This window comes from Agrobacterium vitis (assembly GCF_014926405.1).
Lineage (GTDB): Bacteria > Pseudomonadota > Alphaproteobacteria > Rhizobiales > Rhizobiaceae > Allorhizobium > Allorhizobium vitis_H.
In genome coordinates this window covers 593926-620734 of sequence record NZ_JACXXJ020000004.1, presented here as the reverse complement: position 1 = coordinate 620734, position 26809 = coordinate 593926, and the positions used below count along the sequence as shown (strand labels likewise).

Sequence of the window (26809 nt, the reverse complement as noted above, 5' to 3'; positions counted from 1 at the left end):
GGCTTCCGACTTTTTCGCAATATCGAGCATATGGCTGAAATCTGTCGCGGCGGTGACTTTGCTGGCGGGATGGCGCCAGGATGCCGCATGAAAACCGAACGTGTAGACGAACGTTCCGAGTTTCATTTTATCCGATCTTCTCATGTGGATCCCCATGCTGTCTTTTTTGTCGATTTCGACAACTTATGAAGCACTGCTCAAGCCGGCAATATTCCCAAAGGGTAGGCAAGATTTAGTTATTCTAAACCAGGATAGCGGTCGACGGAGCCACAACCACCTGAACAGTCGAGATAGTGCCGGGCTCATTTCGATGGATCCGCGATCGTCATCATGATGGATGGCAACAGCGATTTGCGATGCTTTGTCAAAAGTTTGGGCGCAATCGGCTAAGGGGCACTGTAAACTTAGCGCTTCACAGTCATGATCTGGGGTTGAGGTTATGCTTTAGGCGGCTTGAATGCCAGCGATTTGGTACCATGTTTGCATGGCTGTTTTTCGCAATTCGCGATGATGGGTGGATGGAATGTCGTGGCGGGGAATGTGAAAGAGGTTGGCAATCGGATCGTGGATGGAAACGAACCGTTGACGATGCCTCGCTGACTTGAAGCGCCTCATAATCCTTTCACGCCGTCGGACAGGCTGATGAGAATTCTCGGCCCGATTGTTCAGGCCCTTGTGCGAGCGATGTTCGATGCCGGGCATGATATCACGCTTCGCCGCACCGTAGGATCGAAGCTTGTCGGTGATTATCACACGCGGCGCACGGCATTGCCCTTTCAGAAGCTTTCGCATCAAACGCTTTGCCGCCTTGGCATCGCGGCGGCTTTGCACCAGCACGTCGAGAACAAACCCGTCCTGATCGACGGCGCGCCAGAGCCAATGTTTCTTGCCGGCGATCGTGATGACAACCTCGTCGAAGTGCCATTTGTCACCGAGCCTGCCGGCTGAGCGCCGCCGAATGTCATTGGCGAAATGCCGGCCGAACTTCTCCGCCCAGAGCCTCACGGTTTGGTGAGAGACGATGACGCCACGGGCAGCCAGCATATCCTCGACCATCCGCAGGCTCAGCGGAAACCGGAAATAGAGCCAAACGGCATGGGCAATCACCTCGGCTGGAAATCGATGGCGACGATAAAGTGGATCACGGGCAAATCTGGTCATGCCACAAGATCCCAAATGTTGATCGATGCCAGGTTAACTTTACAGTGCCTAATGATGTCTTCTTCTGCCTCGACAGAAAGTTTAAAACTCATGACTTGCTGGCACGATCCATCGCCTCAGCAAAGAGTTCATCCTTTGATCGAATGCCAACGCCACTTTGGAGCCCGGCCTCGACGAAACCTTGCATGGCGGCAATCTTGTCGTTTCGTGTCTGGTCGCGTCGGATCAGGTCGCGCACGTAGTCGCTAGCGTTCGAATATCGCCCAGTCCTGGCCTGCGCCTCCACCCAATCCTTCATCGGGTCTGGAAGAGATACGTTCATTTTTGCCATGGGAAACCTCCATTTTGTCAATCGGCGCGGAAAGTTGACCCCATATCGGCGTCCAATGTTGACCCCCGTGTTGACGATCAGCACCTGGATCGCCCGGCGCTGGCCGGGGTTGCAGAGGGCGAAACAGGTGCGGGTGATGGGGCTCTTCGGCTTTAGCTTTGAGAGCGGTTTTTGAAGCGCCAGGACTCGTTGCCGGTTTCGACGATCTCGCAGTGATGGGTGAGCCTGTCGAGGAGCGCGGTGGTCATCTTGGCGTCGCCGAAGACGGTTGGCCATTCGCCGAATGCCAGGTTGGTGGTGACTATGATGGATGTGCGCTCGTAGAGCCTGCTGATCAGGTGGAACAGAAGCTGGCCGCCGGCCTGGGCGAATGGCAGGTATCCGAGTTCGTCGAGGATGATGAAGTCGAGGCGGTTGAGATAGTCCGCCGTCCGGCCCTGCTTGCCGCTGCGCGTCTCCGTCTCCAGCCGATTGACCAAGTCGACGACATTGTAGAAGCGCCCGCGTGTGCCGTTGCGGATGAGCGCGCGGGCGATCGCGATGGCCAGGTGGCTCTTGCCGGTGCCCGTGCCTCCGACGAGAACAACATTGCGCTGATCGGCAACAAAGGCTCCGGTGGCCAGGTCGCGGACAAGGCCTTCATTGACGGGCGTGTTGGTGAAGTCGAAGTCGTCGATATCCTTGGCGAGCGGCAGCTTGGCGATGCTGAGCTGGTAGCGGATGGAGCGGGCCTGCTTCTCGGCGATCTCGGACTGCAGAAGATCGCCAACGATACGCGGCGGCTCATGCTGGCGCTTGATGCCGTTGCCCATGACCTCGTCATAGGCGCTGCGCATGCCGTAGAGCTTCAAGGTGCTCATCAATTCCAGAACCTGTGTGCGTTCCATCAGCTTGCCCTCCTGAGGCTGTCATAGCGAGCGCAATCGGCGACCGGCTCATGGGTCAGCCGCAGTGCATCGGGGATTTGCAGGGGCGCAGCCGGAGCAGGATCACGACGCCGCGCCAGTATGTTGAGGATGACGGCAGCCGAGCAGACGCCCTGATCAAGCGCCTCCTGGCAGGCGGCCTCAACGGTCGTGATACCGTCGCCCGGTACGCATCCGAGAATGGTGACCATTTGCCGATCGCCGTCATCGACTGTCTTCAATCGCTTGCGGACCTTCTCCATCGCCGCCGGCATTACCCAGTCGCGGAACGGCGCGCCATTGCGAAGAGCGCCGGGTTTACGGGCCAGGACAGGCACATAATGCCAGGGATCATAGACCGTCTCGCCGCGGCCGAAGCTGCGCCGATGTTCGGCGATGACCGTGCCATCCTGCTTGACCACAATCCGGTCGGCATAGGCGTGGACTTCGACCGGGCGGCCGACAGCCGTTGAGAGGACCGAGTATTTGTTATTGTCGAAACGGACCGTGCAGGTCTTCGAGACCGAGGCCGGAACGCAGTGAAAGCCGTCGAACGGACCGACATAGGGGACGAGGCTGCTGCGTTCGGCTTCGAACATCTGCCAGATCGTCTGGTCGGCCTGTTCCGGATGGTTATGCGCTTTGGCATAGGCGACGCATTTGTCGAGCAGCCAAACGTTCAATTCCTCAAGGCTCTTAACCCTCAGGCGCGGCGTGAAGAAGCGTTCGCGCACCAGGCCAACCTGGTTCTCGACCTGGCCCTTCTCCCAACCAGACGCCGGGGTGCAGGCGACAGGCTGAACAAGGTAGTGGCTGCACATCTGCAGAAAGCGGCGATTGTATAGCCGCTCCTTGCCCACGAACACCGCCTCCACCGCCGTCTTCATGTTATCGTAGATGCCACGCGTGCAGGTACCACGGAAGAAGGCAAACGCCTTGTCGTGGGCGTCAAACACCATCTCCTGGCTCTCGCGCATATAGGCACGTGCAAACATCATGCGGCTGTGGCAGAGCCGGACATGAGCAACCTTCACGGTCGTCGTCGTGCCGTTGATCAGCACGATCTCGTGGCTCCAGTCGAACTGGTAGGCTTCGCCGGGTGCATAGTAGAGCGGCACATAGGCCTGCGCCGTCGCTGATCCCCGGTTCTTCGCCCAACCCTTGGCGTAACGGCGGATCGCATCATAGCTGCCGTCATATCCGAGCGCTCGAAGCTCCTCGTAAATCCGGATCAGCGTTAGCCGTTCGCGCGATGGCCTGCCTTCGTTCGTCGCAAGAAACCGCTCGATCTCCGCCTGCCAGGCCCCCGTCTTTGGCAAAGGCTGCCGCTCGCGCTCGTAGGAGAAGTCGGTCTCGTCGCTGCGCAATATCTTGCGGACCGTGTTGCGGGAAACATGCAGTTCACGGGCGATCTTCTTCATCGACCAACCTTGAACATGAAAGGCCCGCCGGACGCGCGCAATCGTATCCACTCGCTTCAACTCCCTCTCCATCCGCCGTCAAAAGACGGATGGTCAGATAAATCCGAAGGGGGTCAAAATTGGACGCCGATTACCCCGCTAATGGGGTCAATTTTGCACGCCGGAACACCCTCTGATGATGGTCAACACCGCGTTAAGCCGAAAAATTTGCGAAAAGCCCATTTCCAGCGGCCCATTCAAAGGATAGTTGGAAATGGAATTTCAATTATTTATTATTATGTAAATTATATTTATCTTAAAAAAATTGCAAAATATCAAGTTGTGAATCATATAAATGCAATTAAATTGACTTCTCCTATAATATAATATATTGCTATTTACCGGCGCTGTATTAGCGTCGACAAATAATAAAGGAGTAAGATATGAAGAAATTTCTTGCCGTCTTTATTGGCGCATCTAAGCTTAATCGTCGTAAGCCCCGTTATATCTATACATACTGATTACCTATTGGTCCTCGGGGGTTTAATTTTAAATTCCCGAGGATGCCGATTTTTTGTTTAAATTGATGTTGGTGAAATAGGCTTTCCAGTTTTGGCGGTTGCTATTTTTTATGGTCTCAGTTGAGAATTATCAACAAAAAATTCCAAATGTCCGGCAGCGACACCTTTTCAGCAACAGCTTCAGGTTCCGCAAGGATCCTCTGTCATTGCTGTCTTCATGCTGTGAAATTAACAGCCCTTTGATCGGCATAGATAAGGGCTTCTATGTTGTCACTGCCCCTGAACTGATTGAATTGGTTCTTCACGACAAGCATCAAGTCTTTCGAAAGTCCCTTCCTGATGAAGATAGGGGCATGGTCAATTTTGCTTCTTCGATCATGAATAGCTCGGGTGACGATTGGCGCCGCAAGCGAAAGGTGTTGCAACCCGGCTTTAATCTCGACGCCGTTGCAAAGGGCGTGGATGCAACAATCGAAATTACCCAGGGCCATCTCGATCAGTGGCAGGTCGAGCCTCCATCTTCCGACATCAGAAAATCCCTGCAACGGCTGTGTTTTGACATCGGCTGTCAATTTTTTCTCAAGACCACGCTTGGCGAGAAGGAACAATCCGCGTTCGTGATCCTATCAGATTTGATCATAGCGAAGACGCGCGACGGTATACGCTTTCCACTCGGTCCATTCGACCGGACGGAGGCGCGACTTGCCTGCGCCCGCGATGCTGCGAAGGAACTGGCTGGCGCTGCCCTTGCCCGTGCGCGGCAGCAGCGCGAGGGCAGCGACAAGAGCGTTGCATCGCACGATGGGTTCGAACGATCCTTCGATGAGGGGTCTGATGAGGATGACAACTGGCTGCGCGACGAGTTCTGCACCATGATCCTCTCGGGGCTGGAGCCAATGTCTGCCGGACTTGCCTGGGCCTTGCACTTGTTGACAGCGCACCCGGACGTTCTGCATCGTGTGACCGCAGAAATAGATGCGTTGGCTACGAACGGCGACGGCCCGATCAGTCTTGACGGATTGTTCGAGAAAGGATTGACCGAAACAAGGGCTGCGCTCAAGGAGGCGCTGCGACTGTTCCCACCGGCCTGGCTGACCGGGCGGACTGTCTTTGAGGATACGGTGCTCGGCGACTTCCTTCTCCCAAAGGGGAGCGCCCTGATGATCAGTCCTTGGGTCAATCACCGCAGTGGTCGCTATTTCGACTTGCCCGAGCACTATCGGCCCGACCGTTGGCTGGACGGCACGCTGGAAAAGCGCTTACCGCGCTACGCTTTTTTCCCTTTTGGCGGGGGCAGCCGGCGCTGCATCGGCGAGCATTTCAGCATGATCCACATGACAGCCATATTGGTCTGTATTTTGAGGCGCTTCACCTTGAAACGGATGCCACATACCAAAGTGCGACCCTATCCAGCACTCGTTTTACGCCCTTTGGGGGTCACTCTGACTTTAACACCTCGTGCTCCGAAAGCCGGACTAGATAGGAACTTCATATGACGGCAAGCTCGGTTAACAACTATGACAGCTATGCAGAATTTTACGATAGCTGGCAGGATTCCTGGCCCGAAAGCGTCATGGCTCCCTGCGTCAATGTTCTCGCGGACATCGCCGATGGCCGCCCTGCGCTTGAACTTGGCGTTGGGACAGGACGCATAGCCTTGCCACTGTCTCAGCGCGGCCTTGACGTCTCCGGCGTTGACCTTTCCGAAGCGATGCTCGAACGGCTAAAACGAAAGCCGGGAGCGGAAAAACTTTCGCTGGTTCTCGGCGACATGGCGGATGTGCCCATCGAGGGAGAATTCGGTCTCATTTATTGTGTGGCGTCGTTCGACTACCTCCTCACCCAAGAGGAGCAGCTGCGCTTCTTCGCCAATGCAGAGAAGCATCTCGCAGAGGGCGGTTCGCTGGTTGTCCAAACGATCATTCCGAATGAGGCGATTTTCAGCAGCGACTTCCGGCTCAACCGCATGGGGGACCTGCCATCGGACGAGGAAGGGATGGCATCCGTCATGCTCATGGGGGTGAAGGGCGATCCGATCTCTCAAGTGCTTGAGCAGCGCATCATGGTCATCGGTCAACATCCCAAGGTCTTCCGACACAAGATCCGGTGCGTCTGGCCGAATGAACTGGATTTGCTCGCGCGGTCTGCTGGCCTCTTTCTTCATGCTCGCTGGAGCAATTGGCAGCGTGAATCGTTCGGTTCCGCCAGCCGAACAGCGATTTCAGAATACCGCAGATCCTGACTGGCATAGATGGCGCCATTGATAGAATGAGGGAAATGTTATGAGCCTTTGTGTTATTGGTGCCGGATTAGGTCGAACAGGGACTTTATCCCTCAAGCTCGCTCTCGAGCATTTGGGGATAGCGCCCTGCTATCACGCCATGGAAATCGCCGCGACGGTTCGGACCTCGCTGCCACTTTGGAACGATGCTATTGGTGGAACGGCCGATTGGGACCGTATCTTCGAAGGATATCGCGCCACTGTCGATTACCCAAGTTGTCTGTTCTGGCGCGAATTGATGGAGCATTATCCGCAGGCGAAAGTCATTTTGACCAGACGAGACCCGGATGGCTGGTTCGAATCCGTCAGTGAAACAATCTTTCCAGCCAAACGAAAAGGGATGTTGTTGGGCGATGATGGCCTTGCCCTCAGCGACTTTTTGCGCAGGGATTTCGGCGACAATATCAGCGACCGGACGTTCATGACCAACTATTTCCGTCGGTGGAATCAGTCCGTTATCGATGACGTTCCCGCTGATCGCTTGCTTGTGTTGGACGCAGGTGACGGATGGGAGCCGCTTTGCGCGTTTCTGGGCGTTGCATGCCCCGATGTGGCTTATCCCTGGCTCCATGCGCGGCCTAAGAAATCCCGTTGGAACCCGTTCAGGAGGCGGTCGATGCCTGAACAAAAGCCAGAAGAGCTTGAAGACAATACGCGCGATTACCTGGACGGCTTACATCAAACGACATTTCGTTAAGACATGGTTTCGGAGGACGTCATGGATGCGAACGATCACCTTTTGAAGAAGCGGGAGTTTGCCAACCGCTATTTTGATGCCAGCATCTGGAACGACATAAAATATCGTGATGGAGATATCGTTGTCGCAAGCTATGCCAAAGCAGGAACGACGCTGGTTCAACAGATTATTGCGCAACTCATTTTTGATCAGGATGACGAGGTGGACGTGGCGACTATTTCGCCTTGGATCGATTCAGTCTATCCCGATAAAAAGGTTAAACTGGACCTGATCGAGGCGCAAACCCATCGCCGGTTTCTCAAAACACATTTGCCCATGGATGCGCTGATCTTTTCGGAGAAGGCGAAATATATCTACGTCGGGCGGGATGGCCGAGATATCGTCTGGAGCCTTTTCGATCACCAGAATGCGGCCCGCCAAGATGCGCAACTGCTGCTAGACAAGGAAGCGGGGCCTTCTGGGCGGCTGCGCGTGGCGACACCGCCGCAGTCGTCCATCACCGAGTTTTTCGATGCCTGGCTTGATAAAGATGGTTTTCCGTTCTGGCCGTTCTGGGAAAATCTACGATCATGGTGGTTGGCGCGGATTGTCCCGAATGTCTTGTTTGTGCATTATACCGACCTCATCACGGACATGGGCGAACAAATCCTTCGGATCGCTGCCTTTTTAGAGGTCCCATTGTCGCTTGATCGGCTACCGCGCATTTTGCACAACTGTAGCCTCGGACATATGAGGGACCATGCCCGTCGCTATGTTCCGCATGGAGCAGGCCTGTGGAAAGACGATGGCAAGTTGTTCTTCAATAAAGGGCAAAACGGGCGATGGATCGATACACTGACGCCGGAGGCTAATGCAAAGTTCGAACAGCATGCCATGGCAGAACTTGGCGTCGATTGCGCCAAATGGATGATGTCTGGACGTGCGGGTCTAGGAAAAACGAGCTAAGATCTCGTTTTTTGAATTTACGCATTCAAAACCACCAGAAGCGGTTGGTGGACGCGCTTTAGCCGGCTGGTGCGCTCTCACCGATCCGGGAAGCCTTTGGCTCGACATAGCCCAGCGATCCCTTGTATCCCGCATACCCTAGCAGATGTCGCTCGTCGCTGGACAAGGCCTCGAATATTTCGGGCAGAATATTAGCCGGAAAATTCTCGTATTGCCTGATAAAGGGCAGTACATAGGATGACGCCACAGCATACCGGGTAACCCCGGGTGCGGTATGCGCGCCAGCGCCGTGCCATACGCGACCGTCGAGAATAAGGGCGCTGCCTGGCTGACCTTCTACCGCTATTGTATTCATCTGCGGAGCTGGAATGCCCATGGTGCGGAAGGGGTAATCCGGGGCGGTATTGGGGCTGCGCGACCAGGGCGGGCGCGGCCAAAGGTGCGAGCCTGGAATCACCCGCGTGGCACCGTTTGCTTCTGTAAAATCGCTAACCATCACCAAGATGTTGGCGACGTAAGCCTTCGACGGATCGAGCGGCAACTGGTCCTGATCGGTGTGCAATTTCTGGGCGGGCCTGCCATGGTTGGTAATCTGGGCCGCAAGCCCTGAGAGGTTGAATTCCCGCCCCCCAAACATGTGCCGCACGCAAGTGAGAAAGCTGGGGTTATGAGCGATTTCGCGAAACACCTTCCCCTTGTTGTAAAGCATCATCAGGATCTGCCTGGGCACCCGATGTTGATCGATTGTTCGTGCCACTTCCTGCGATAGCGGCTTGTCATCCACATCATGCAAAAGTGCTACTCCGGCGGCGCATTCCGCATCCGCCTGTTCGACCAGTCGCTGGCGAAGAGCTTCCAGCCCAGAACCCGTCACCAAATCGGCCAGGATCGCATAGCCGAACTGATCAAGGTCTGCTTTCGCTTGAGAAACGTCGCGCGTTGCGACGGGCAGACTGCCAGATGTGAAATTCATTGCACCTCTCCCAGGAAGGCAGGACACAGATTCAGCCTGATTGAGCAAGCTTAATATGAAACAGAATGGATTTACGACTAAACTACCGAGGAAAATCGGCGGGTAAGATGACTAATTGATGCCAACCATTGTGATTGATGTGGTTGCATAAAATTCAATATTGTATTTCATTGTGAGCAATCATGATTTTCGACGAAACCAAAAGAGCTTAGTCGCCTGGTCAGCGATGTTCAAGTGATTTGCGCGCCGTGGAAAGCCGCCGAATGGGCTTGTCGCAAAGATTTTCGTGGGCCTCGACTATCCCCTAAACGGTGTGCATTTATACTTTGTTAACCTTTTGCAGTCCGAAGAGGCGCGCAAGCAGATCGTTCTGGTCGTTGACGGTCCAGCCGCCGGAATAGCTGAAGCCTTTCCTCAACCACAGCATCGCCTCGAAACCCGCGATGGTTCGCCGCGCAGTGTTGAATGACTGGCACCCGCCGATCTTCGGCATGTTCTTCTTCAGCCGGAAGTGGTCGCTTTCGATGCCTTGTTGGAGATGCTTGGTGGCATAGTGCACAGGATCTGGATGCAACAGCCCGCTATCGACCGATGTTTTGATCGCCGACGGAAACGTATTGGCGGCATCAAGATCGCGCTTTGCCGTCAGCAGGAAGTCGACGGGATTTCCGTGCTTGTCGATTGCGCGATACACGTATCGCCACTTGCCGCGGATCTTGACGTAGGTCTCATCGACGCGAACCGAGCCGCAATGTGGCCGACGAAGCTGACGTAATCGCTTCTCGATCATCGTTGCGTAGGCCAGAACCCAGCGGTTGATCGTGCTATGGTCAATCTCGAAACCGCGTTCCCGGAACATTTCCTCCAAATCGCGATAGCTGAGCGGATAACGCAAATACCAGGCAACCGCCTGCACGATCAGCCACGCCTCAAAATGTCGTCCCTTGAAATCGTCTTTCGATTGGCGTTTCAGCTTCTCGGTAATGGCATTCAGAACCATCGGTACGCTCCGCAACAATTGGAGCGGAATTTCTCTTCCGATGGTCAACATACCGTTAACCGAAAAAATTTGCGACAAGCCCCATAAAATCGCATCAAAGAACGGCCGACCGTCGCTGCGTGGGCCCTGTTTACCTTTACGACCGCCGGGAACAAACGGTTTCAAACGCTCCCACTGGTCATCTCGAAGAACCTCACCATCCATCGCCAACCTCCAAAAGTTAGCGTTGAATCTGATTTGCCACTCAAAGGGAATCCCAAAACATTAATTTGTCACTACAGCCTAGGCTGATCAAGCAATTCGTTGGACTGCATGTCGTCGTGACGGACAAGCTGCGCAGCAACATCTAGCCGATACAAAGCTTGGCGCCAGATGCTGATCATCTGGGCTCATAAAGGCCTGGACAACAGAATTGAAAACTCACCCCGCCATACGAGGAAGCGAGAAAAATCATGGGGTGGTTCAAATCGCCTCGTCAAGCGCAACGTTTCCTGTCAGCACACGATCAGATAAACGCCATCTTTCCTCCCCGCCGGTACAACCTCTCAACTCTCATATCGCCACGCAAGGGCCGATTATACTGCAGAAATAGGGGCTTGAAAAAGCCACGGCATCACAGCCTCGCAACCAATGACAATTAAGTTGGCAATGCCCCTTAGTTTTATCACTCGACATTAAACAACCATAGCGAAAGCTGTCAAACTCGAAATTTACTGACGAAGAGTGATCATGATCAGGCAAAATTATACCTCTATAAAATCTATAAAGATAATAGATTTTCTGTCTTGTCCGTCAGCCTGATCTTACGCTGCACCAGCATTAGACACGGCTGGAAACTCTCATGACAAAGACGATACGCTTCAATGCCTTTGAGATGAATTGCGTCGGCCATCAATCGCCGGGCCTATGGCGGCATCCCCGTGACAGATCATGGCAATACAAGGATCTGGAATATTGGACGGATCTGGCCAAGATTCTTGAGGCTGGCTTTTTTGAATCGATCTTCATCGCCGACGTCATCGGCTACTATGATGTCTACAAGGGCAATCTGGATAACGCGCTGTTGCAGGGTGTGCAGATTCCCGTGAACGATCCGCTGCAATTGGCCAATCCGATTGCGCAGGCAACACAGCATCTTGGCATTGGCATCACCGCTTCCACCAGTTTTGAGCATCCCTATACCTTTGCGCGCAGGCTCTCTACGGCAGACCACCATACCAAGGGGCGCGTTGGCTGGAATATCGTCACGTCCTATCTGGAAAGTGGTGCCAAAAATGTCGGTCAGGGCGGCCTGCGCTCCCACGACAATCGCTATGATGTGGCGACAGAATATGTCGAGGTTCTCTACAAACTTTTCGAGGGCAGCTGGGAAGAAGGGGCGGTGATCCGTGACAAGGAGCGCGGCATTTTTGCCGATCCTGCCAAGATACACGAGATTGGCCATAAGGGAAAATATTTCGAGGTTCCGGGCTACCATTTGAGCGAACCCTCACCGCAGCGCACGCCGGTGCTGTTTCAGGCGGGAGCCTCAGGCGCAGGCAAGCAATTTGCCGCAGGTCACGCCGAATGCGTGTTCATCTCGACACCCTTGAAGGATGCCACCCGCGCTTATGTCGCGGATATTCGCAAGCGGGCCGCTGAACAGGGCCGCGATCCGAAGAAGGTTCTGATCTATGCCATGGCAACCATCATCGTTGATGAGACAGATGAAAAGGCGCGGGCGAAATTTGAAGATTATGCAAAATATGCCTCCTACGATGGTGCGCTGGTGTTGATGTCTGGCTGGACGGGGATTGATTTTGGTCACTACCAGCCGTCCGATACGGTCAAAAAGGTCAAGACCAACGCGATTATCTCTGCTGTCGAGCATTTGTCGGAAGGCAATAAGGTCTGGACCATTGAGGAACTGGCAAAATGGGGCGGGATTGGCGGCCTTGGACCATTGTTTGTGGGGTCACCCACCACGATAGCCGATCTGTTGCAGGAATGGGTGGAGGAAACAGATATTGATGGTTTCAACCTTGCCTATGCGCTGGCGCACGACAGTTTTGCCGATGTGATTGGCTATGTGGTGCCGGAGCTGCAAAAGCGCGGCGTTTATGCCACCCAATATCGCGAGGGGACTTTGCGCGAAAAATTGTTTGGCGAGGGGCCTTACTTGCCACAAACCCATCCCGCCCATCAGTTCCGCGACATTGAGCGCGTCAAGCGTGAGGAGGCAAACAAGGCTTCTGGCGAGGCTGCCTGATGACAGGATAAGCCGCTCGCGCCACCGAAATATCTCTTGGCCTATCCGCAAAACGCCATGCTCACAGGGTTTGGCGAAGGACTTTGTTTGTCCGCTTCACTAAAGAAAGACGGAGCATGACCCGATGAGCACGCCCACAGGTCCAGCGCTGGAAGTGAAAAACGTATCGCTCTCCTTCAAGGGGGTGAAGGCGATTTCTGATTTGAGTTTTCAGCTCGAGCGTCAGGAAATCTGCGCCCTGATTGGCCCCAATGGTGCGGGCAAAAGCTCGCTTTTGAATATCCTCAATGGCGTCTATGTGCCGGATTCCGGCGAAATCGTTTTCGAGGGCGAACATTTCCGACGCATGCAGCCGCTGGAGGCAGCACGGCGCGGCATTGGTCGCGGGTTTCAAAACAACGCGCTGTTTTCGGGTATGAGCGTGCTCGACAATGTCATCGCCGGGTTATCGCGGCATTCCAAAGTCATGCTGCTTGAGGAGGCTTTCCAGCTTCCCCGTGCGTTAAAGCAGGAGAGAGATTTTCGCGAGCGGGCGCAGGCCGTGCTGCATCTGTTCGATCTGGAAAAACATGCGGCAGCCATTGTTGGCACCTTGCCCTATGGCGTTCAAAAGAAGGTGGAGATCGCCAGAGCCGTTGTTGGCAAGCCCCGCCTGCTGTTGCTGGATGAGCCGCTGGCCGGGATGAATGCTGAGGAAAAGCAGGAAATCGCCGCCGTCATTGCCCGGCTGAACACGGAGCTCAAACTCACCATCGTGTTGATTGAGCATGACATTGGCATTGTGCTCAAGCTCGCCCATCACGTTGTGGTGCTCGATTACGGTCGCAAACTGGCCGATGGCTTGCCAGAGACGATCCGCGACAACCCGGATGTGATTGCCGCCTATCTCGGCTCCGACCACAAGGAGATCGCGGCATGAACATGTTTATTGAAACCCTGATTGGCGGGCTGCTGGCGGGCACGATGTATTCCTTGGTCGCCATCGGTTTTGTGCTGATTTACAAGGCATCCGGCGTGTTCAATTACGCGCAAGGCTCGCTTTTGCTGTTTGCAGCGCTGACCTATGTCACGCTGACGGATCAGGGTGTGCCTGCCTTTGGTGCCATTGCCGTCACCATTGCCCTTTTGATCCTCACCGCCATTGCCATCGAAAAACTCTTGCTGCGTCCTTTGACCAACCGCAGCCCGATGACGCTGTTCATGGCAACGCTTGGCCTTTCCTATGTGGTGGAAGGCGTGGCGCAAGGCATTATGGGCTCTCAGGTGCGGGCGCTGGATCTTGGCATTGAAGATCTGCCGATTTTTCTGGGTGATATCATGATCAGCCAGTTCGACCTGATCGCCGCAGGCGTTGCTCTTGCCATTGTTGTTATCCTGTCCCTGCTGTTCAGCAAAACACGCATCGGCATTCAGTTGCGCAGCGTGGCCGATGATACGCGCGCGGCCCTCTCCATCGGCATCAATATCAATCGGATCTGGCAGATTGCCTGGGCCGTCGCCGGGCTGGTGGGGCTGGTTGCGGGCCTGTTGTGGGGTGCGCGGCAAGGCGTGCAATTTTCCCTGTCGCTGGTGGTTCTGAAAGCCTTGCCGGTGCTGATCATTGGCGGCTTCACCTCCATTCCCGGTGCCATTGTTGGTGGGTTGATCGTGGGTGCGGGCGAGAGCCTGGCCGAGACCTATCTTGGCCCCTTTCTCGGCGGCGGTATCACACCGTGGTTTGCCTATGCGCTTGCGCTCGTCTTCCTGTTCATCCGTCCCGCCGGTCTTTTCGGCGAACGCCAGATTGAAAGGGTTTGATCGATGACGAACGTTGAGTTGCGGTTAGTCACCCATCCCGTGCAGAACATTGGCCTGAAGGCTGTGGGCCTTGTGGCACTTGTTATCCTGCTGTTGGCTGCTCCCTTTCTGACCTCTGAATATTGGATCAATGCCATCATTGTGCCCTTCCTGATCCTGTCGCTTGCAGGGTTGGGGCTGAACCTTCTCACCGGTTATGCGGGGCAATTATCGCTAGGCGCAGGCGCGTTCATGATGGTGGGGGCCTATGCCACCTTCGCCTTCCAGCTTCGGGTTCCCGAATTGCCCTTGCCGCTGGCGCTGATCATCTCCGGCCTGATCTCTGGCGTGGTTGGCTTGGCTTTTGGCCTGCCCTCCACGCGCATCAAGGGCTTTTACCTGATTGTCAGCACACTCACGGCGCAGTTCTTCTTTGAGTGGTTGTTTTTGAAATTTCCGTGGTTTTACAATGGCAATTCATCCGCAACCATTGCCCTGCCACACGGCCTTTCCCTGTTTGGACTGGATCTCAATAATCCTCACGGTCGGTATTTTCTCACCCTTGGCAGTGTGGCATTGCTAACCTTGCTGTCGTTCAACCTCGTCCGCAGCCAGACAGGCCGCAACTGGATGGCCATCCGCGATATGGATACGGCAGCGGCGGTGATTGGTGTGCCCACCTTCCGGGCCAAGCTGCAAGCCTTTGCGGTGTCGAGCTTCATCCTTGGTATTGCGGGTGCGCTCTGGGCGTTTGCCTATCTCGGATCGGCCAGTGTTCAGAGTTTTGGCCTCACCCGTTCTTACCAAATTCTCTTCATCATCATTATCGGTGGCCTTGGTACCATCAGGGGTGCCTATCTGGGGGCTGCTTTCGTCAGTCTGCTGCCTTTGGCGCTCGATTGGCTGTTTCAATATCTGTTCAGCGGCCATGTGGATGCAGGGCTGCTGCAAAATATCCAGAAGGCAATCTTCGGCATTCTCATCATCTGGTTTCTGATCAAGGAGCCTGAGGGTCTGTCGCGCCTGCTCGGTTTGCGGCGTGCGCATGGCGCACGTCGGCGTCTCTTTCCCTCCTAACCACAAGAGTGAACCCTATGAAACGTTTTGTTATTGCTGCACTTTTTGCCAGCACCATCTTCTCGGCCAGCGCGCCAGCCTTTGCAGCAGATGTCAGCCAATATATTCCCCTGCCAACCTATCGCGTCGGGGCCTATGCCTCCTCCGGCGAACTGTGGTGGGCGGGCGAGCGCGACTATTTCCGCTATATCAACGAGGTGGAAGGCGGCGTTGAGGGCGTGAAGCTCAACTATGAAGAGTTTGAAACCGAATGGAGCCCGGACCGCACCGTTGAAGTCTATGAGCGGGTCAAGGCTGGCAAGGACGGCTCACCGCTGGCCTTTTTCTTCACCCACGGCACCCCTGCCACCTATGCCCTGCTTGAAAAAGCCGCAGCCGACAAGATTCCGCTGATTGATCCCGCAGGCGGCAAGACGGAAACCGTGGATGGAACGGTGTTTCCCTATGCCTTTCCGCTGCTGTTCAGCTATTACAGTCAGGCATCTACCGGCATCAACTATATTGCCTCCAAGGTTGGCGGTCTTGATAAGCTGAAAGGCCTGAAGATCGCAACCGTCTATCACGATAGCGCCTATGGCCGCGCCAGCCAGCCAGCGATTGAGCTTCTGGCCAAGAAATATGGCTTTGAGAATATTCAGATTCCGGTGGCCGATCCCGGCAATGAACAATCACCACAATGGCGCCAGATCCGCGAGCAAAAGCCGGATTGGGTTTTCCTACGCACTTGGGGCGTCTCCACCGTTGTTGCCCTCAAGACGGCACAGCGCTTCGGCTTTCCAGCCGATCACATCATTGGTGATGTCTGGGCCGGATCAGAGTCTGATGCCATTCCCGCAGGCTCCGCTGCCATCGGCTATTCCGCACTCGCACCTTATCCCGGCGGCACGGATTTTGAGATCCACAAGCGCCTGAAGGCTGAAATCCTCGACAAGGGCAAATCCGATTTGCGCGATCCGAAACTGTTTGGCGCGGTCAATTACAATATCGGCCTCGTCAATGCGGCATTGGCGGTTGAGGCGCTGCGCACCGGCTACAAGCATTTTGGCCCGAAACCGCTGAATGGCGAGCAAGGCCGCTGGGCCTTTGAGCATCTGACAATTGATGACAAGCGTTTGGAGCAGATCGGCTTCAAGGGCCTGCTGCAACCGATCAAGATCACACCCACCGACCACGAAGGCGGCGGTGCTGCCCGTATCCAGAGCTGGGATGGCAAGAAATGGGTGCTGAAGACCGATTGGATCAAGGCAGATCACGATCTTCTCAATCCGCTGATCAAGCAAGGGGCGGAAGCCTACGCCAAGGAACACGGCATTACGCCACGCACGCCGGAAACAGAAACCAACTGATCCATAAGATCGGGCGCGTGCGGTATTGCGGCGCCCCTCTTTGGCAAACAGGGGATATGGAATGTTCAAGGTATTTTTGCGAAACGCGATTGCTCTTGCGGCATCGGCTTTCGTCTTCGCGGGCGCTGCACAGGCCATTGAGACGACACCGGGACCGGATAGCAACAAGCAGTTCTTCCCAATAGCCAGTTTTCGGGTCGGTCCTTATGCGGCATCCGGCGCATCCATCTGGGCGGGACGTATCGATTACTACCGCTACATCAACGAGGTGGAAGGCGGCATCAATGGTGTTCCCATCGTCTGGCAGGAGTGCGAAACGGAGTGGACCGCCGAAAAGGGTATTGAGTGCTATGAACGTTTCAAGCGTGGCCTGAACGGCGCCCCGATTTCCGCCTATTTCCCCAATGGTGCTCCGGCAGCCTATGCGCTGTCTGATCGCGCCACGAAAGACAAGATTCCACTGGTCACTTTGGCCTATGGCCGTACAGAAGCCACCGATGGCCGCGTCTTTCCCTATAATTTTCCGGTGATGGTGACCTTCTACAGTGAAGCCTCGGCGGTGGTGAATTACATTGCCCAGCGTGAGGGCGGGTTTGACAAGCTTAAGGGCAAGAAGATTGCCACCGTCTATCACGACAGCGCCTATGGCCGCGAAACGCTTGATCCGCTGGCGCTGCTGGCCAAGAAATATGGCTTTGAAAACATCCAGATTCCGGTTGCCGATCCCGGCAGCGAGCAATCATCGCAATGGCGGCAGGTGCGCGAGCAGAAACCGGATTGGATTTTTCTGCGCACCTGGGGCGTGTCCACGCCGGTTGCCATCAAGACCGCCCAGCGCTTCGGCTTCCCGGCGGATCATGTGATTGGCGATGTCTGGGCCTCGTCCGAAGAGGATGTCATTCCGGCAGGGGATGCGGCCAAGGGCTATCTGGCTCTAACACCATATCCAGCAGGTGCGGATTTCGACATCCATAAGCGCCTGAAGCAACATATCATCGATACCGGTAAATCGGACCTGCGCGATACCAAGGCTTTTGGCAGCGTCTATTACAATTCCGGTCTGGTGGATGCGCTGATTTCGGTTGAAATCGTGCGACAGGCGCAGGCCAAATTCGGCAACCGCCCGATCACCAGTGAAGAGGGACAGTGGGCGCTGGAACACTTCAAGCTCGATGATGCCGCGCTGAAAAAGGCGGGTTTCCTTGGCCTTGTGCAAAACCTGCAACTGACACCGGCAGATCACGAAGGCGGCGGGGCAGTACGGGCGCAACAGTGGAATGGCAAGAACTGGACGCCAATCAGTGACTGGGTGCAGGCGGATCGCCAAACCCTTCGCCCGCTGATTGACGCAAAATCCGCAGCCTATGCCAAGGAAAACGGCATTACCCCGCGGGATGTTGGCACCAACTGATGGGTCATGCACCGGAGCGGGCCCCGCTGCTCCGGTTTTTGGCGTTTGTCAGGGAAAAGTGGAACCCGGTTTTCCCGAAAAGACAAACGAAAACAAAAGAATCGAGAGTCTGTTGGGTTCAATCTGAACCAGACAGACACGAAGGAGATGGATGATGTCATTTGCGCTTGAGCCAACTGAGCAACAGCCGGAAGTGACTGATATTGTTGCAGATAATCTTCTGGACGTGTCCGGCATTGAAGTTGTCTATGGCGGCGCCATTCTGGCGGTTGCAGATGTTTCGCTCACCGTTGGCGCAGGCGAGATTGTGGCATTGCTTGGTGCCAATGGTGCAGGCAAAAGCACGGTTTTAAAGGCGATTTCCGGTCTGGTGAGCGCTGACAGGGCAACCGTGCGTAAAGGCCACATCCGCTTTGATGGCAGTGATATTCTCGGCTCTGCTGCCAATCATCTCGCAGCACGGGGCATTGTCCATGTGTTGGAAGGCCGCCATGTGTTTTCTCATCTGACGGTTGAGGAAAATCTACAGGCAGGCGCATTCCTGCACAGGCCTCGCCGCCGCGATCTGTTGCGGCAGATTGAGGAGGTCTACGATTGGTTTCCGAGGCTCAAGGAAAAGCGGAAGACACTGGCTGGTCTGACATCCGGCGGTGAGCAGCAGATGCTGGCCATTGGCCGCGCTCTTCTCACCCAGCCCCGGCTGGTGTTGCTGGACGAGCCATCCATGGGTCTGGCCCCGCGCATTGTGCAGGAAATTTTCGAGATCATCGGCAGGCTCAACCGTGAAAAGGGCGTGGCCTTTTTGCTTGCCGAGCAAAACGCGGCCTTGTCGCTGGGGCATTCCAGCCGCGCTTACATTCTTGAAAGCGGCAAGGTGGTTTTGGCGGGCACCTCTGCGGAGCTGACTGCGCGCGATGATCTTCACCACATCTATCTCGGAGCGTCCGCTTAAATCCGGACACCAACAACGACCAACAGGAAAAGCATCGTCATGTCACAAATTGATCTAGGCTGGGGCGAGGGCCCTTCAGAGCGCTATGAAAGCCTTGCCGAAAAATTCCGCCCGATCTTCGCTGAAATTTCCACCGGTGCCATTGAACGCGAGCTCAACCGGACACTGCCCACCGAGCAAATCGCCAAGCTCAAGGCGGCTGGTTTCGCAGCCCTTCGGGTGCCGGAATCTGAAGGGGGTGCAGGCGTAACACTGCCTGAACTGTTCAATCTGCTGATCGAGCTGTCTGCTGCGGATTCCAATATCACCCAGGCGCTGCGCGGTCATGTTGGCTTTGCCGAGGATGTGGTGAACAAGCTTGATGGCCCAGACCGCCGACGCTGGACGGAACGTCTGGTGCGGGGCGACCTTGTTGGAAACGCATGGACGGAAATTGGCAACGCCCAACAGGCCAGCTTTTCAACCACCGTATCCAAGCGGGATGGTCAATTCGTCATCAACGGCCAGAAATATTACACAACAGGTTCGCTGTTTGCCGACTGGATCAATGTGGGTGTCACCGGGCTTGATGGTGCCAGCAGCGCCGCGCAGGTCCGACGTGATGATCCGGGTGTCGAGGTTATTGATGATTGGAATGGCTTTGGCCAGATATTGACGGCAAGTGGCACAACGACATTCACTGATGCCGCCGTTGATCCGTTAGACATCGTTGCCGATGACAATCAGTTTCGCTATGGCGCGGCTTTCTACCAAACAGTTCATCTCGCCACGCTTGCGGGCATTGGCCGCGCCATTGCCGACGAGACGGCTGCGGCCGTTGCCAAACGGGTGCGAAACTACTCCAACGCCGCAGGCCCGCGCTCCAGCCAAGACCCGCAGGTGTTGCAGGTTGTCGGTCGCATCCGCAGCAATGCCTACACGGCAACCGCAATTGTCTTGCAGGTGGCACGCGCCATCGAGAGGGCCTATCAGGCCCATTTCAGCGGTGATCGTGACGCCGAAGATCGTGCCAATATCATTGCAGAGCTGGAAACATCTCAAGCTCTGACGGTGGTGACCAACCTCATTCTTGAGGCCTCAACCATTATTTTCGATGCTCTTGGCGCATCGTCGACAAGCAAACCCATTGGTCTTGATCGCCATTGGCGCAACGCCCGCACTTTGTCCTCTCACAATCCCCGGATCTACAAGGATCGCATTGTCGGTGATTTCGCCGTCAATGGCACGCCTCCGCCATTTCAATGGCGCATTGGGCTTGCTGGGTGACGTTGATACGAAATACTTCAAAATTGAGTACAATATTCCCGCCAGTAAACTACAAAAAATATATAATTTCTATTCTTTAAGTATCCAATCCTTAAGATCGTCTGCATACAAGTGAACGGCATTTCGCCAGCTCGACTTGGAGGAAATCACAAAATGTCGCTTAAAAAACTCGTCACATTTGCATTGGCATCCGTTGGCATTGCCCTTGTCGCGCTTCCAACATTTGCCGCTGACAAAAAGGTGATTGTTGCCTATCAGACCGATGCGCTTCCGTCTTCAGTGGCCATTGCCAATGGCGAATTTGCCAAGGCAACGGGCTATGACATCGATTTCCGTAAGTTTAATTCCGGCGCAGAAATTTTTGCAGCTATTGCCTCCGGCGATGTGCAGGTCGGTTATGTCGGCTCCAGCCCATTTGCTGCTGCGACATCGCGTGGCCTTGATGTCAAGGCCTTCTATCTGGCATCGATTTCCGGAACGGATGAAGCGCTTGTGGTGCGCAATGGGTCCGGCATCAATTCTGTCAACGACCTGAAAGGCAAGAAGCTGGCGGCAGCGCCCGTGTCCACCGACCATTACCAGCTGTTGGCGCTGATCAAATCCTTGGGTTTGAGCGAAAAGGATGTGCAAGTGTTTGCCATCCCGCAGCCGGAAATTGTTGCGAGCTATAATCGCGGCGACATCGATGGCGGATTTGTCTGGGATCCGGCGCTGACGGAACTCAGCAAGAATGGCAAGGTGTTGGTGACATCGAAGGATGTTGCGGATAAAGGCGCTCCCACATTTTCAGCCTGGGTGGCTGCTGGAAAATTTGCCAAGGCCAATCCTGATTTCTTGAAAGCCTATGCCGGCGTGATCAACAAATATTACGCCTCCTTTGCCAAGGACAAGAGCGCTTGGGGCCAGGATAGCGACAATGCCAAGCAGTTGGCCAAACTGCTGGGTGGCACGGCTGAACAACAGGCTGCCGCCTTGAAGAACCTCAACCTGCTGACACCTGAGGTGCAGGCGTCTGCTGCATGGTTGGGTGGCGGTGAGAATTCCGGTGCCGCCAAGATCCTCAAAGACACAGCGCAATTTCTGAAAACGCAGGGCAAGATTGGCGATGTGCTGCCAAGCTATGCGGCATTCGTCACGCCAGAGGCGTTGCAAGTCACCAATTGATTGATTGTTAGAGGCTTTCATCCCGCTGGCACGATTGCCGGCGGGATTGTTTTTGAAAGAGAACCCCATGCTGCGGATTCAAAATGCCACCGTCTACTTTGACGCCCGTGACGGTGGAGATGTCCATGCGCTGGAGAAGGTCAACCTCGATATTCCCGAAGGTGCTTTTGTCGTTGCCCTCGGCGCATCGGGCTGCGGGAAATCCACGCTTCTGAATGCGATTGCGGGGTTTTTGCCCCTGTCAGCTGGTTCCATAACCCTCAATGGCCGCGGTATCAGCGGGCCGGGGGCAGGTCGTGGGGTGGTGTTTCAAAAGGACACCTTGTTGCCTTGGGCCAATGTGCTCGACAATGTGGCGCTTGGCCTGAAATTCGCGGGCGTGTCGGCTAAGGAACGGCGTGACCGCGCAAAAGAGCTTCTCGACCTGGTTGGTCTTGGCGATTTTGCCGGCAGTTTTCCCTATGAACTCTCCGGCGGCATGCGCCAACGGGTTGGCATTGCAAGGGCCTTGACCACCGAGCCGGACGTGCTGTTGATGGATGAGCCTTTTGGCGCGCTCGACAGTCTGACGCGAGAACAGATGCAGGAATTGTTGATTTCTGTATGGCACCGGACGGGCAAACGCATCTTTTTCATCACCCATTCCATCGAAGAGGCTTTGTTTCTGGGAACGCATCTTGTTGTGATGTCCCCCAGACCCGGCCGGATTATTGCCCGCTATGAGCTGGATTTTGTGCGCGAATTCGTCAAGACCAATGATGTCCGCGCCATCCATCTCTCGCCCCAATTTGCATTGCTGCGCGAAGAAATTCGCGAACTTCTCCACACAACTCAGATTTCGGGCCAGACCCATAAAGAGGCTTTCGCATGACCTTGATCAGCAACGATGTGCGCCCCGTAGTGGTGCCAACACCGGGTATCAAAACGGTGCGAATGCGCGAGTTCGGCATTGGTCGAAAGCCGACGGTGTTGATCAGTGTGGTGACGGCACTTGTGCTTTTATTTGCATGGTGGCTGGTATCGGCTCTGGGGGTTGTGCCGCATCTGTTTTTGCCGCGTCCTGATGAGGTTGTGCATCAGTTTGTGGTCATTTTCAGCGATGGCTATGCGGGGGCATCGATCGGTGACCATGTGGGAGCCAGCCTGTTTCGCATCGGCGTGGCCGCCATTCTCGCCATTGTTGCGGGCATACCCATTGGCTTGCTGATGGGCCTTAACCGTTGGGCCAAGGGCATTCTGGATACGCCCATCGAGTTTTACTGGCCTTTGCCGCCGCTTTCTTATCTTCCCTTGATGATCATCTGGCTGGGGATTGGCGAAACCTCGAAGATCATGGTGTTGTTTCTGGCCATGTTTGCGCCGATTTGCCTCTCTGCACAGGCAGGGGTAAAATCCGTGCCGATTGAGCGGGTGAATGCGGCGCGATCCTTGGGCGCAAGCCGCTGGCAATTGTTCTCCAGCATTGTCTTTCCCTCGGCGCTTCCGGAAATTCTCACGGGCATCAGGATTGGACTTGGCATTGGCTGGGGCACACTGGTGGCCGCTGAACTGATCGCGTCTACGCGGGGTATCGGCTATATGATCATGTCCGCGTCGCAGTTTTTGGCCACCGATGTTGTCTTTGTTGGCATCGCGATTATATCCGTCTGCGCTTTTGCCTTTGGTGCTGGCATTCGCCTGCTGGAGCGCGTGCTTGTGCCATGGAAGGGCAAGGCATAGCTGCGGCCTTAAGAGCATTCAATGAGAAACAAAACATTACGAAGTCCCTTAGAAATGGCCTTCGTGATGTTTTTGCTGTGAGCAGCCATTACCCGCGAAGCAGAGGCAGTAACTGCTGTCCCTGTCGTGCAATTTCGCCGAGATAGGGCGTATCTGATAAAACAAAGTGGGTGATGCCAAGCTCCTGATACTTTTTCAGGGAACGGGCAACATCTTGTGCTGACCCAACCAACCAGGTGGTTCCAGCCCCGCCGCCGCCAAATTTACCGGGTGCGGTGTAGAGATTGTCGTCTAGAACATCGCCGCGCTTGGCCAGATCATAGAGCCGCTGTTGGCCAACGGCAACCGTGCCAGCATGATCGTGCCAAACGACCCCGCTGCTTTTAGCCATCGCTTCAACTTTCGCCTCCGCGTCTGTCCATGCCTGTTCTGTTGTGTCACGCACCAGCGTGGTCACGCGCAGGCCAAACTGGAGCGGGGGCAGATCACGGTCCAGCTTACGGCTCAGGTCTTTCAGACGGTTGATCCTCTCCCCGATATCCGCAAGCGGCTCACCCCAAAAAAGCTGAACATCGGCCTCGGTTGCCGATACTTCTTCTGCTGCTGGAGAGGCACCACCAAAATAGAGCAGGGGGTGTTTGCGCTCCCCGCGTGGCTGAAGCCTCGGCTGAACGGTTGACTCTGTGACGTGATAATATTGGCCCTTGAAGGTGACGTTCTCCTCGGTCCACAGGCGGCGGGTCAGCCGCATGAACTCGCGCGTGCGGGCATAGCGCTCGGCCTGATCGCCCTCGGTGTCGCCATAGGCGGAGACCGAATCTTTGCCGGAAACGATATTGATGCGCACACGCCCGCCAGTCAGATGATCAAGCGTCGCCGCGGATGACGCAAAATGGGCGGGCTGCCAATAGCCCGGCCGGATGGCAATCAAGGCTTCAAAGCTGCGCGTGCGTGTCGCCAGCGCTGTTGCGACGGTGAATGTATCCGGGCGTCCCCACCCGGCACCAATCAGCGCCCCCTGCCAGCCGTTTTGTTCCAGCGCTTCCGCCTGTTTTACCAGCGTTTCAAGAGCATTATGGCCAACGACAGTATCGTCACCGCGATGCCCCGGCACCGTCTGGTTTGGAATATACCAGAGAAATTGTAAATCACTGCTCATGATGTTCTCCAACATGCCTCACCCGTGGTGAGCATGCCAATTGCCGGATTTTCGGCGTGTCGATCATTGTTTTGCAAAGCCGCTGTTAATAGGCCTGCGCTACCGCCTGTCCGGCCAATTGCTCAGGCGTGAGCAAATCAGCGTGGTGGGCGCGGGCAACATCGGGGTGCGACCGCAGGCGGCTTTTCAGATGGTTCTGACCAACCTCCCGAAAGATCGGGTTCAGCGGATCAACCGTGATGCCGCGTTCTTTCCGGTGCAGCTCGTCTGGAAGCGTAATCACCGGAATCGTTGCGTCGTAGCGCGAGCCTAAGAAGAAGGCGACGGAGAAGCGCTCAATACCGGCAGGCGGTGCAACCACATCATGCACGTCGGCCCGCACGAAGCCATTGGTGGCCAGTTCCAGCAATTCCCCGGTGTTAACCACGAAGGTGCCCGGTACGGGCGGAGCATCCAGCCACACGCCGTCTTCAGTCTGCACCCGTAGACCTTCGACCTTGTCTTGCAAAAGAACCGTGACGAAGCCGCCGTCCTTGTGGGCACCAACGCCCTGATTTGTCTCAGCCACATCCCGCCCGGGATAGCGAATGATTTTCAACAGTTGCGATGGTTGCGGCTCGTAGATCTGCGCAAACACATCTTCCGGCTGGTCAAGCGCCACGGCAATGGCCTTCAAAACATCAATGCCAACGCGGGTGACTTCTGCCTGATAGGTCAGCAACAGGGGCTTTAGTTCTGGAATAGCCTCTGGCCATTGATTTGGCCCGAGCAAACGTTTCCACGCAGGTGTTTCCGGGCCAATCTCGACAGGCGTGCCTTCCGTATTTATATCCAGTTGTTCGCGCCAATCCTGCTGACCACGGGTGCGCTCATAGCCCGCACGATTGTAGCCGCGAAAGTGCCGGGATTTCACCATTTCGATCTTCAGCTTTTCCTCAAGCGGCAGCGCGAAAAAGCGTTTGGCGGTCTCGAGCACATCCGCAATCAGCTTTGGATCAACGCCATGGCCGGTGAGATAGAAAAAGCCGTGATCAAACAGAATGCGACGCAGGTCTGTAATGAAGGCTGCGCGCTCCTCTTCTCCCGCATGGAAACGGCCAATATCCACAAAGGGCAGGGTTGCGATTTTTTGTTGAAGTGTCATGGGATTATCTCCATTCAAGCCGCTGGCGTTGGCTCGCCCAGCGAGAGCATCAAGCGGTTTGCCCAGTTGAAGAAGGCCGCGCCATGCACGACATCATAGATCTCGTCATCGGAAAGACCGGCCGCGCGAAGCCGCTCCGCATGGGTTACCGCAAACACGGGCGGGGTTGCTGTTAATGCCACTGAGGCACTGACAATGGCGTTCCAGCGCTCATCGAGATCAGCCCCCACACCTTCATCCAGCAGCTTTTGCACATCATCCTTGCGGGGCGAGTGGTGTGACGCAAAGCGGGAATGGACGGACGCGCAAAAGATGCAGCCGTTATAGCGCGATGTGGCGGTGGCGCTCAGTTCGCGCTCGGCGCGGGGCAGGCCATCTGCGGTGTTGTAGAAAATATCCTTATCGGTCTTGGTGCGGGCTTCCAGAATATCGGGATCGCGGACCAGAAGAGAGAAATAGGGCGATTTCGCCCGCGCCTTGTCCACCAGCGCTTCATAATGGCGGTCAGTTAGCTCAGGTTCGGTCAGAGGCTCAAGCCATGGTGTCCAGCCGATCTGGTCTTGCGTGAAGACATTGGGGGCGTTGTCCACCTTGGGTTCGATAATGGTGTCGGTCATGATGGAAAGTCCTCTCAGAGTTTTTCAGGGAAAAGTGGAATCCGGTTTTCCCTAAAAGACAAACGAAAACAAAGAAATCTAGAGACTTTTAGGTTCAGTCTGAACCTGAAAGTCTCTAGGCGGCGTTCAAGACTTTCAGACCGGCGACAACGCGGATCTGAAAGGCGAGGAAGGAAATCAGCTGCGACAGCGTGACAATGCCCGTGGTGCTCCAGCCCGCTTTGAGCAGCGCATCAAGCGCCTGTGGTTTGGCATCGCGCAGGTGAAAAATCAGAAGATGGGCGTGTTCTAGTGCCGCTGCCAAGCGTGCACCAAGGATGGTTTTTTCGCGCTCAGTGACCGCAAAATCAGGCCCCTCGCTGTTCTCAGAGGAGAGCGGACCAGCGGGATAATGGCCGTAAGGGCCAATGGCGGTTCCTTTGGATGCGGCGGTCTGAACAGCGGTCAACAGCGCAGGATTGGCGGCAAGCTTTTCACCGTAGAATGCGGCAATTTCCGACTGACCGTGCAGACCCGCCACAAAAACTGCAACGGCAAAACGCTCGCCGATTGAAAACTGGCTGTCATCAACCGGTGCAAACAGCGCTTGCCAGCTGGCTTGCGCCCCGTCCTTGGTCACAGGGCGGCGTGCGCGTAAAGCCTCGCCTTTGGAGCCGGGAACAATGCCGCTGAGAGTGTCAATAATATCGGTCATCAGACTTTACTTTCCTGATAAA

At 55.4% G+C, this 26809-nt stretch carries 24 protein-coding genes and 3 pseudogenes; 16 read left to right on the top strand and 11 right to left on the bottom strand.

Annotated features, from left to right (window positions below; genetic code table 11):
* From IEI95_RS29440 to istA, 5 genes and pseudogenes are all read right to left on the bottom strand, one after another.
* Positions 1 to 144, bottom strand: a pseudogene (locus IEI95_RS29440) (nitrilotriacetate monooxygenase); the annotation flags it as partial.
* A gap of 300 nt (positions 145 to 444) precedes the next feature.
* Positions 445 to 1161 (bottom strand): IS6 family transposase, encoded by a 717-nt coding sequence (locus IEI95_RS11255; RefSeq protein ID WP_194416417.1) that lies wholly within the window; start codon positions 1159 to 1161, stop codon positions 445 to 447.
* A gap of 88 nt (positions 1162 to 1249) precedes the next feature.
* Positions 1250 to 1492 carry a type II toxin-antitoxin system ParD family antitoxin gene (locus IEI95_RS11250; RefSeq protein ID WP_156536682.1) on the bottom strand — a complete coding sequence of 81 codons (243 nt, stop codon included), beginning with the start codon at positions 1490 to 1492 and terminating at the stop codon, positions 1250 to 1252.
* A 152-nt stretch (positions 1493 to 1644) separates the two neighbouring features.
* The gene (gene istB / locus IEI95_RS11245; RefSeq protein WP_156543945.1) at positions 1645 to 2379 is read right to left on the bottom strand and encodes an IS21-like element helper ATPase IstB; all 735 of its coding nucleotides are present in this window, start codon (positions 2377 to 2379) and stop codon (positions 1645 to 1647) included.
* Positions 2312 to 3878, bottom strand: a pseudogene (gene istA / locus IEI95_RS11240) (IS21 family transposase). The gene istB and the pseudogene istA overlap by 68 nt, the downstream one beginning before the upstream one ends.
* A 550-nt stretch (positions 3879 to 4428) precedes the next feature.
* On the opposite strand from istA, the gene IEI95_RS11235 reads away from it, so the two are divergent.
* From IEI95_RS11235 to IEI95_RS11220, 4 genes are read left to right on the top strand one after another with little or no spacing between them, the layout of a single operon-like run.
* Positions 4429 to 5814, top strand: coding sequence for a cytochrome P450 (locus IEI95_RS11235; protein WP_156536640.1), 1386 nt, complete (start codon positions 4429 to 4431; stop codon positions 5812 to 5814).
* Entirely contained in the window at positions 5811 to 6560 is a 750-nt protein-coding gene (locus IEI95_RS11230; RefSeq protein WP_156536641.1) for a class I SAM-dependent DNA methyltransferase, read from the top strand. Before IEI95_RS11235 ends, IEI95_RS11230 begins: the two co-directional genes overlap by 4 nt.
* A 40-nt stretch (positions 6561 to 6600) precedes the next feature.
* Positions 6601 to 7296 (top strand): sulfotransferase family protein, encoded by a 696-nt coding sequence (locus IEI95_RS11225; protein ID WP_156536642.1) that lies wholly within the window; start codon positions 6601 to 6603, stop codon positions 7294 to 7296.
* Positions 7297 to 7317: 21 nt separating this feature from the next.
* Entirely contained in the window at positions 7318 to 8241 is a 924-nt protein-coding gene (locus tag IEI95_RS11220) for a sulfotransferase domain-containing protein (RefSeq protein WP_156537536.1), read from the top strand.
* 58 nt (positions 8242 to 8299) lie between these two features.
* Here IEI95_RS11220 and IEI95_RS11215 read toward each other — a convergent pair whose 3' ends face one another.
* Positions 8300 to 9214: a phytanoyl-CoA dioxygenase family protein gene (locus tag IEI95_RS11215; protein ID WP_156536659.1), complete on the bottom strand. Its 915-nt coding sequence runs from the start codon at positions 9212 to 9214 to the stop codon at positions 8300 to 8302.
* Positions 9215 to 9533: 319 nt separating this feature from the next.
* The gene (locus IEI95_RS11210) at positions 9534 to 10214 is read right to left on the bottom strand and encodes an IS6 family transposase (RefSeq protein WP_194416433.1); all 681 of its coding nucleotides are present in this window, start codon (positions 10212 to 10214) and stop codon (positions 9534 to 9536) included.
* Between the two features lie 284 nt (positions 10215 to 10498).
* Between IEI95_RS11210 and IEI95_RS29435 the strand changes: the two are divergent.
* From IEI95_RS29435 to IEI95_RS11155, 12 genes and pseudogenes are all read left to right on the top strand, one after another.
* Positions 10499 to 10814 (top strand): annotated as a pseudogene (locus tag IEI95_RS29435) (DDE-type integrase/transposase/recombinase); the annotation flags it as partial.
* Between the two features lie 241 nt (positions 10815 to 11055).
* On the top strand, positions 11056 to 12462 hold the full coding sequence (locus IEI95_RS11205; RefSeq protein ID WP_156532797.1) for an LLM class flavin-dependent oxidoreductase: 1407 nt from the start codon (positions 11056 to 11058) through the stop codon (positions 12460 to 12462).
* 124 nt (positions 12463 to 12586) lie between these two features.
* Positions 12587 to 13381, top strand: a complete 795-nt coding sequence (locus IEI95_RS11200; RefSeq protein ID WP_156532799.1) for an ABC transporter ATP-binding protein — start codon at positions 12587 to 12589, stop codon at positions 13379 to 13381.
* Positions 13378 to 14259 (top strand): branched-chain amino acid ABC transporter permease, encoded by an 882-nt coding sequence (locus tag IEI95_RS11195; protein WP_015918305.1) that lies wholly within the window; start codon positions 13378 to 13380, stop codon positions 14257 to 14259. The genes IEI95_RS11200 and IEI95_RS11195 overlap by 4 nt, the downstream gene beginning before the upstream one ends.
* A 3-nt stretch (positions 14260 to 14262) precedes the next feature.
* Complete coding sequence (locus IEI95_RS11190) at positions 14263 to 15315, top strand: branched-chain amino acid ABC transporter permease (RefSeq protein WP_156532800.1); 1053 nt, start codon at positions 14263 to 14265, stop codon at positions 15313 to 15315.
* Between the two features lie 17 nt (positions 15316 to 15332).
* The gene (locus IEI95_RS11185; RefSeq protein ID WP_156532802.1) at positions 15333 to 16661 is read left to right on the top strand and encodes an ABC transporter substrate-binding protein; all 1329 of its coding nucleotides are present in this window, start codon (positions 15333 to 15335) and stop codon (positions 16659 to 16661) included.
* Between the two features lie 61 nt (positions 16662 to 16722).
* Positions 16723 to 18072: an ABC transporter substrate-binding protein gene (locus IEI95_RS11180; protein ID WP_194416416.1), complete on the top strand. Its 1350-nt coding sequence runs from the start codon at positions 16723 to 16725 to the stop codon at positions 18070 to 18072.
* Between the two features lie 151 nt (positions 18073 to 18223).
* On the top strand, positions 18224 to 19024 hold the full coding sequence (locus IEI95_RS11175; protein WP_156532805.1) for an ABC transporter ATP-binding protein: 801 nt from the start codon (positions 18224 to 18226) through the stop codon (positions 19022 to 19024).
* 39 nt (positions 19025 to 19063) lie between these two features.
* The gene (locus IEI95_RS11170; RefSeq protein WP_156532807.1) at positions 19064 to 20290 is read left to right on the top strand and encodes an acyl-CoA dehydrogenase family protein; all 1227 of its coding nucleotides are present in this window, start codon (positions 19064 to 19066) and stop codon (positions 20288 to 20290) included.
* A gap of 153 nt (positions 20291 to 20443) precedes the next feature.
* Positions 20444 to 21454 carry a taurine ABC transporter substrate-binding protein gene (gene tauA / locus IEI95_RS11165; RefSeq protein WP_156532809.1) on the top strand — a complete coding sequence of 337 codons (1011 nt, stop codon included), beginning with the start codon at positions 20444 to 20446 and terminating at the stop codon, positions 21452 to 21454.
* Between the two features lie 67 nt (positions 21455 to 21521).
* Positions 21522 to 22325, top strand: coding sequence for a taurine ABC transporter ATP-binding protein (locus IEI95_RS11160; protein WP_156537533.1), 804 nt, complete (start codon positions 21522 to 21524; stop codon positions 22323 to 22325).
* Positions 22322 to 23173 (top strand): ABC transporter permease subunit, encoded by an 852-nt coding sequence (locus IEI95_RS11155; protein WP_087730492.1) that lies wholly within the window; start codon positions 22322 to 22324, stop codon positions 23171 to 23173. The genes IEI95_RS11160 and IEI95_RS11155 overlap by 4 nt, the downstream gene beginning before the upstream one ends.
* Positions 23174 to 23261: 88 nt before the next feature.
* On the opposite strand, the gene IEI95_RS11150 is transcribed toward IEI95_RS11155, so the two are convergent.
* From IEI95_RS11150 to IEI95_RS11135, 4 genes are all read right to left on the bottom strand, one after another.
* Positions 23262 to 24332 carry an LLM class flavin-dependent oxidoreductase gene (locus IEI95_RS11150; RefSeq protein WP_087730493.1) on the bottom strand — a complete coding sequence of 357 codons (1071 nt, stop codon included), beginning with the start codon at positions 24330 to 24332 and terminating at the stop codon, positions 23262 to 23264.
* An 85-nt stretch (positions 24333 to 24417) separates the two neighbouring features.
* Positions 24418 to 25476 carry an isopenicillin N synthase family dioxygenase gene (locus IEI95_RS11145; RefSeq protein WP_156532813.1) on the bottom strand — a complete coding sequence of 353 codons (1059 nt, stop codon included), beginning with the start codon at positions 25474 to 25476 and terminating at the stop codon, positions 24418 to 24420.
* Between the two features lie 14 nt (positions 25477 to 25490).
* Complete coding sequence (locus IEI95_RS11140) at positions 25491 to 26093, bottom strand: alkylhydroperoxidase domain protein (RefSeq protein ID WP_156532815.1); 603 nt, start codon at positions 26091 to 26093, stop codon at positions 25491 to 25493.
* Between the two features lie 115 nt (positions 26094 to 26208).
* Entirely contained in the window at positions 26209 to 26787 is a 579-nt protein-coding gene (locus IEI95_RS11135) for a CMD domain protein (RefSeq protein ID WP_156532817.1), read from the bottom strand.
* Between the last annotated feature and the right edge of the window lie 22 nt (positions 26788 to 26809).

Excerpts from the sequence above, each read along its gene's own strand:
- IEI95_RS11255 (WP_194416417.1), bottom strand. The coding sequence starts at position 1,161 with ATGACCAGATTTGCCCGTGATCCACTTTATCGTCGCCATCGATTTCCA.
- IEI95_RS11250 (WP_156536682.1), bottom strand. The coding sequence starts at position 1,492 with ATGGCAAAAATGAACGTATCTCTTCCAGACCCGATGAAGGATTGGGTG.
- istB (WP_156543945.1), bottom strand. The coding sequence starts at position 2,379 with ATGGAACGCACACAGGTTCTGGAATTGATGAGCACCTTGAAGCTCTAC.
- IEI95_RS11235 (WP_156536640.1), top strand. The coding sequence starts at position 4,429 with ATGGTCTCAGTTGAGAATTATCAACAAAAAATTCCAAATGTCCGGCAG.
- IEI95_RS11230 (WP_156536641.1), top strand. The coding sequence starts at position 5,811 with ATGACGGCAAGCTCGGTTAACAACTATGACAGCTATGCAGAATTTTAC.
- IEI95_RS11225 (WP_156536642.1), top strand. The coding sequence starts at position 6,601 with ATGAGCCTTTGTGTTATTGGTGCCGGATTAGGTCGAACAGGGACTTTA.
- IEI95_RS11220 (WP_156537536.1), top strand. The coding sequence starts at position 7,318 with ATGGATGCGAACGATCACCTTTTGAAGAAGCGGGAGTTTGCCAACCGC.
- IEI95_RS11215 (WP_156536659.1), bottom strand. The coding sequence starts at position 9,214 with ATGAATTTCACATCTGGCAGTCTGCCCGTCGCAACGCGCGACGTTTCT.
- IEI95_RS11210 (WP_194416433.1), bottom strand. The coding sequence starts at position 10,214 with ATGGTTCTGAATGCCATTACCGAGAAGCTGAAACGCCAATCGAAAGAC.
- IEI95_RS11205 (WP_156532797.1), top strand. The coding sequence starts at position 11,056 with ATGACAAAGACGATACGCTTCAATGCCTTTGAGATGAATTGCGTCGGC.
- IEI95_RS11200 (WP_156532799.1), top strand. The coding sequence starts at position 12,587 with ATGAGCACGCCCACAGGTCCAGCGCTGGAAGTGAAAAACGTATCGCTC.
- IEI95_RS11195 (WP_015918305.1), top strand. The coding sequence starts at position 13,378 with ATGAACATGTTTATTGAAACCCTGATTGGCGGGCTGCTGGCGGGCACG.
- IEI95_RS11190 (WP_156532800.1), top strand. The coding sequence starts at position 14,263 with ATGACGAACGTTGAGTTGCGGTTAGTCACCCATCCCGTGCAGAACATT.
- IEI95_RS11185 (WP_156532802.1), top strand. The coding sequence starts at position 15,333 with ATGAAACGTTTTGTTATTGCTGCACTTTTTGCCAGCACCATCTTCTCG.
- IEI95_RS11180 (WP_194416416.1), top strand. The coding sequence starts at position 16,723 with ATGTTCAAGGTATTTTTGCGAAACGCGATTGCTCTTGCGGCATCGGCT.
- IEI95_RS11175 (WP_156532805.1), top strand. The coding sequence starts at position 18,224 with ATGATGTCATTTGCGCTTGAGCCAACTGAGCAACAGCCGGAAGTGACT.
- IEI95_RS11170 (WP_156532807.1), top strand. The coding sequence starts at position 19,064 with ATGTCACAAATTGATCTAGGCTGGGGCGAGGGCCCTTCAGAGCGCTAT.
- tauA (WP_156532809.1), top strand. The coding sequence starts at position 20,444 with ATGTCGCTTAAAAAACTCGTCACATTTGCATTGGCATCCGTTGGCATT.
- IEI95_RS11160 (WP_156537533.1), top strand. The coding sequence starts at position 21,522 with ATGCTGCGGATTCAAAATGCCACCGTCTACTTTGACGCCCGTGACGGT.
- IEI95_RS11155 (WP_087730492.1), top strand. The coding sequence starts at position 22,322 with ATGACCTTGATCAGCAACGATGTGCGCCCCGTAGTGGTGCCAACACCG.
- IEI95_RS11150 (WP_087730493.1), bottom strand. The coding sequence starts at position 24,332 with ATGAGCAGTGATTTACAATTTCTCTGGTATATTCCAAACCAGACGGTG.
- IEI95_RS11145 (WP_156532813.1), bottom strand. The coding sequence starts at position 25,476 with ATGACACTTCAACAAAAAATCGCAACCCTGCCCTTTGTGGATATTGGC.
- IEI95_RS11140 (WP_156532815.1), bottom strand. The coding sequence starts at position 26,093 with ATGACCGACACCATTATCGAACCCAAGGTGGACAACGCCCCCAATGTC.
- IEI95_RS11135 (WP_156532817.1), bottom strand. The coding sequence starts at position 26,787 with ATGACCGATATTATTGACACTCTCAGCGGCATTGTTCCCGGCTCCAAA.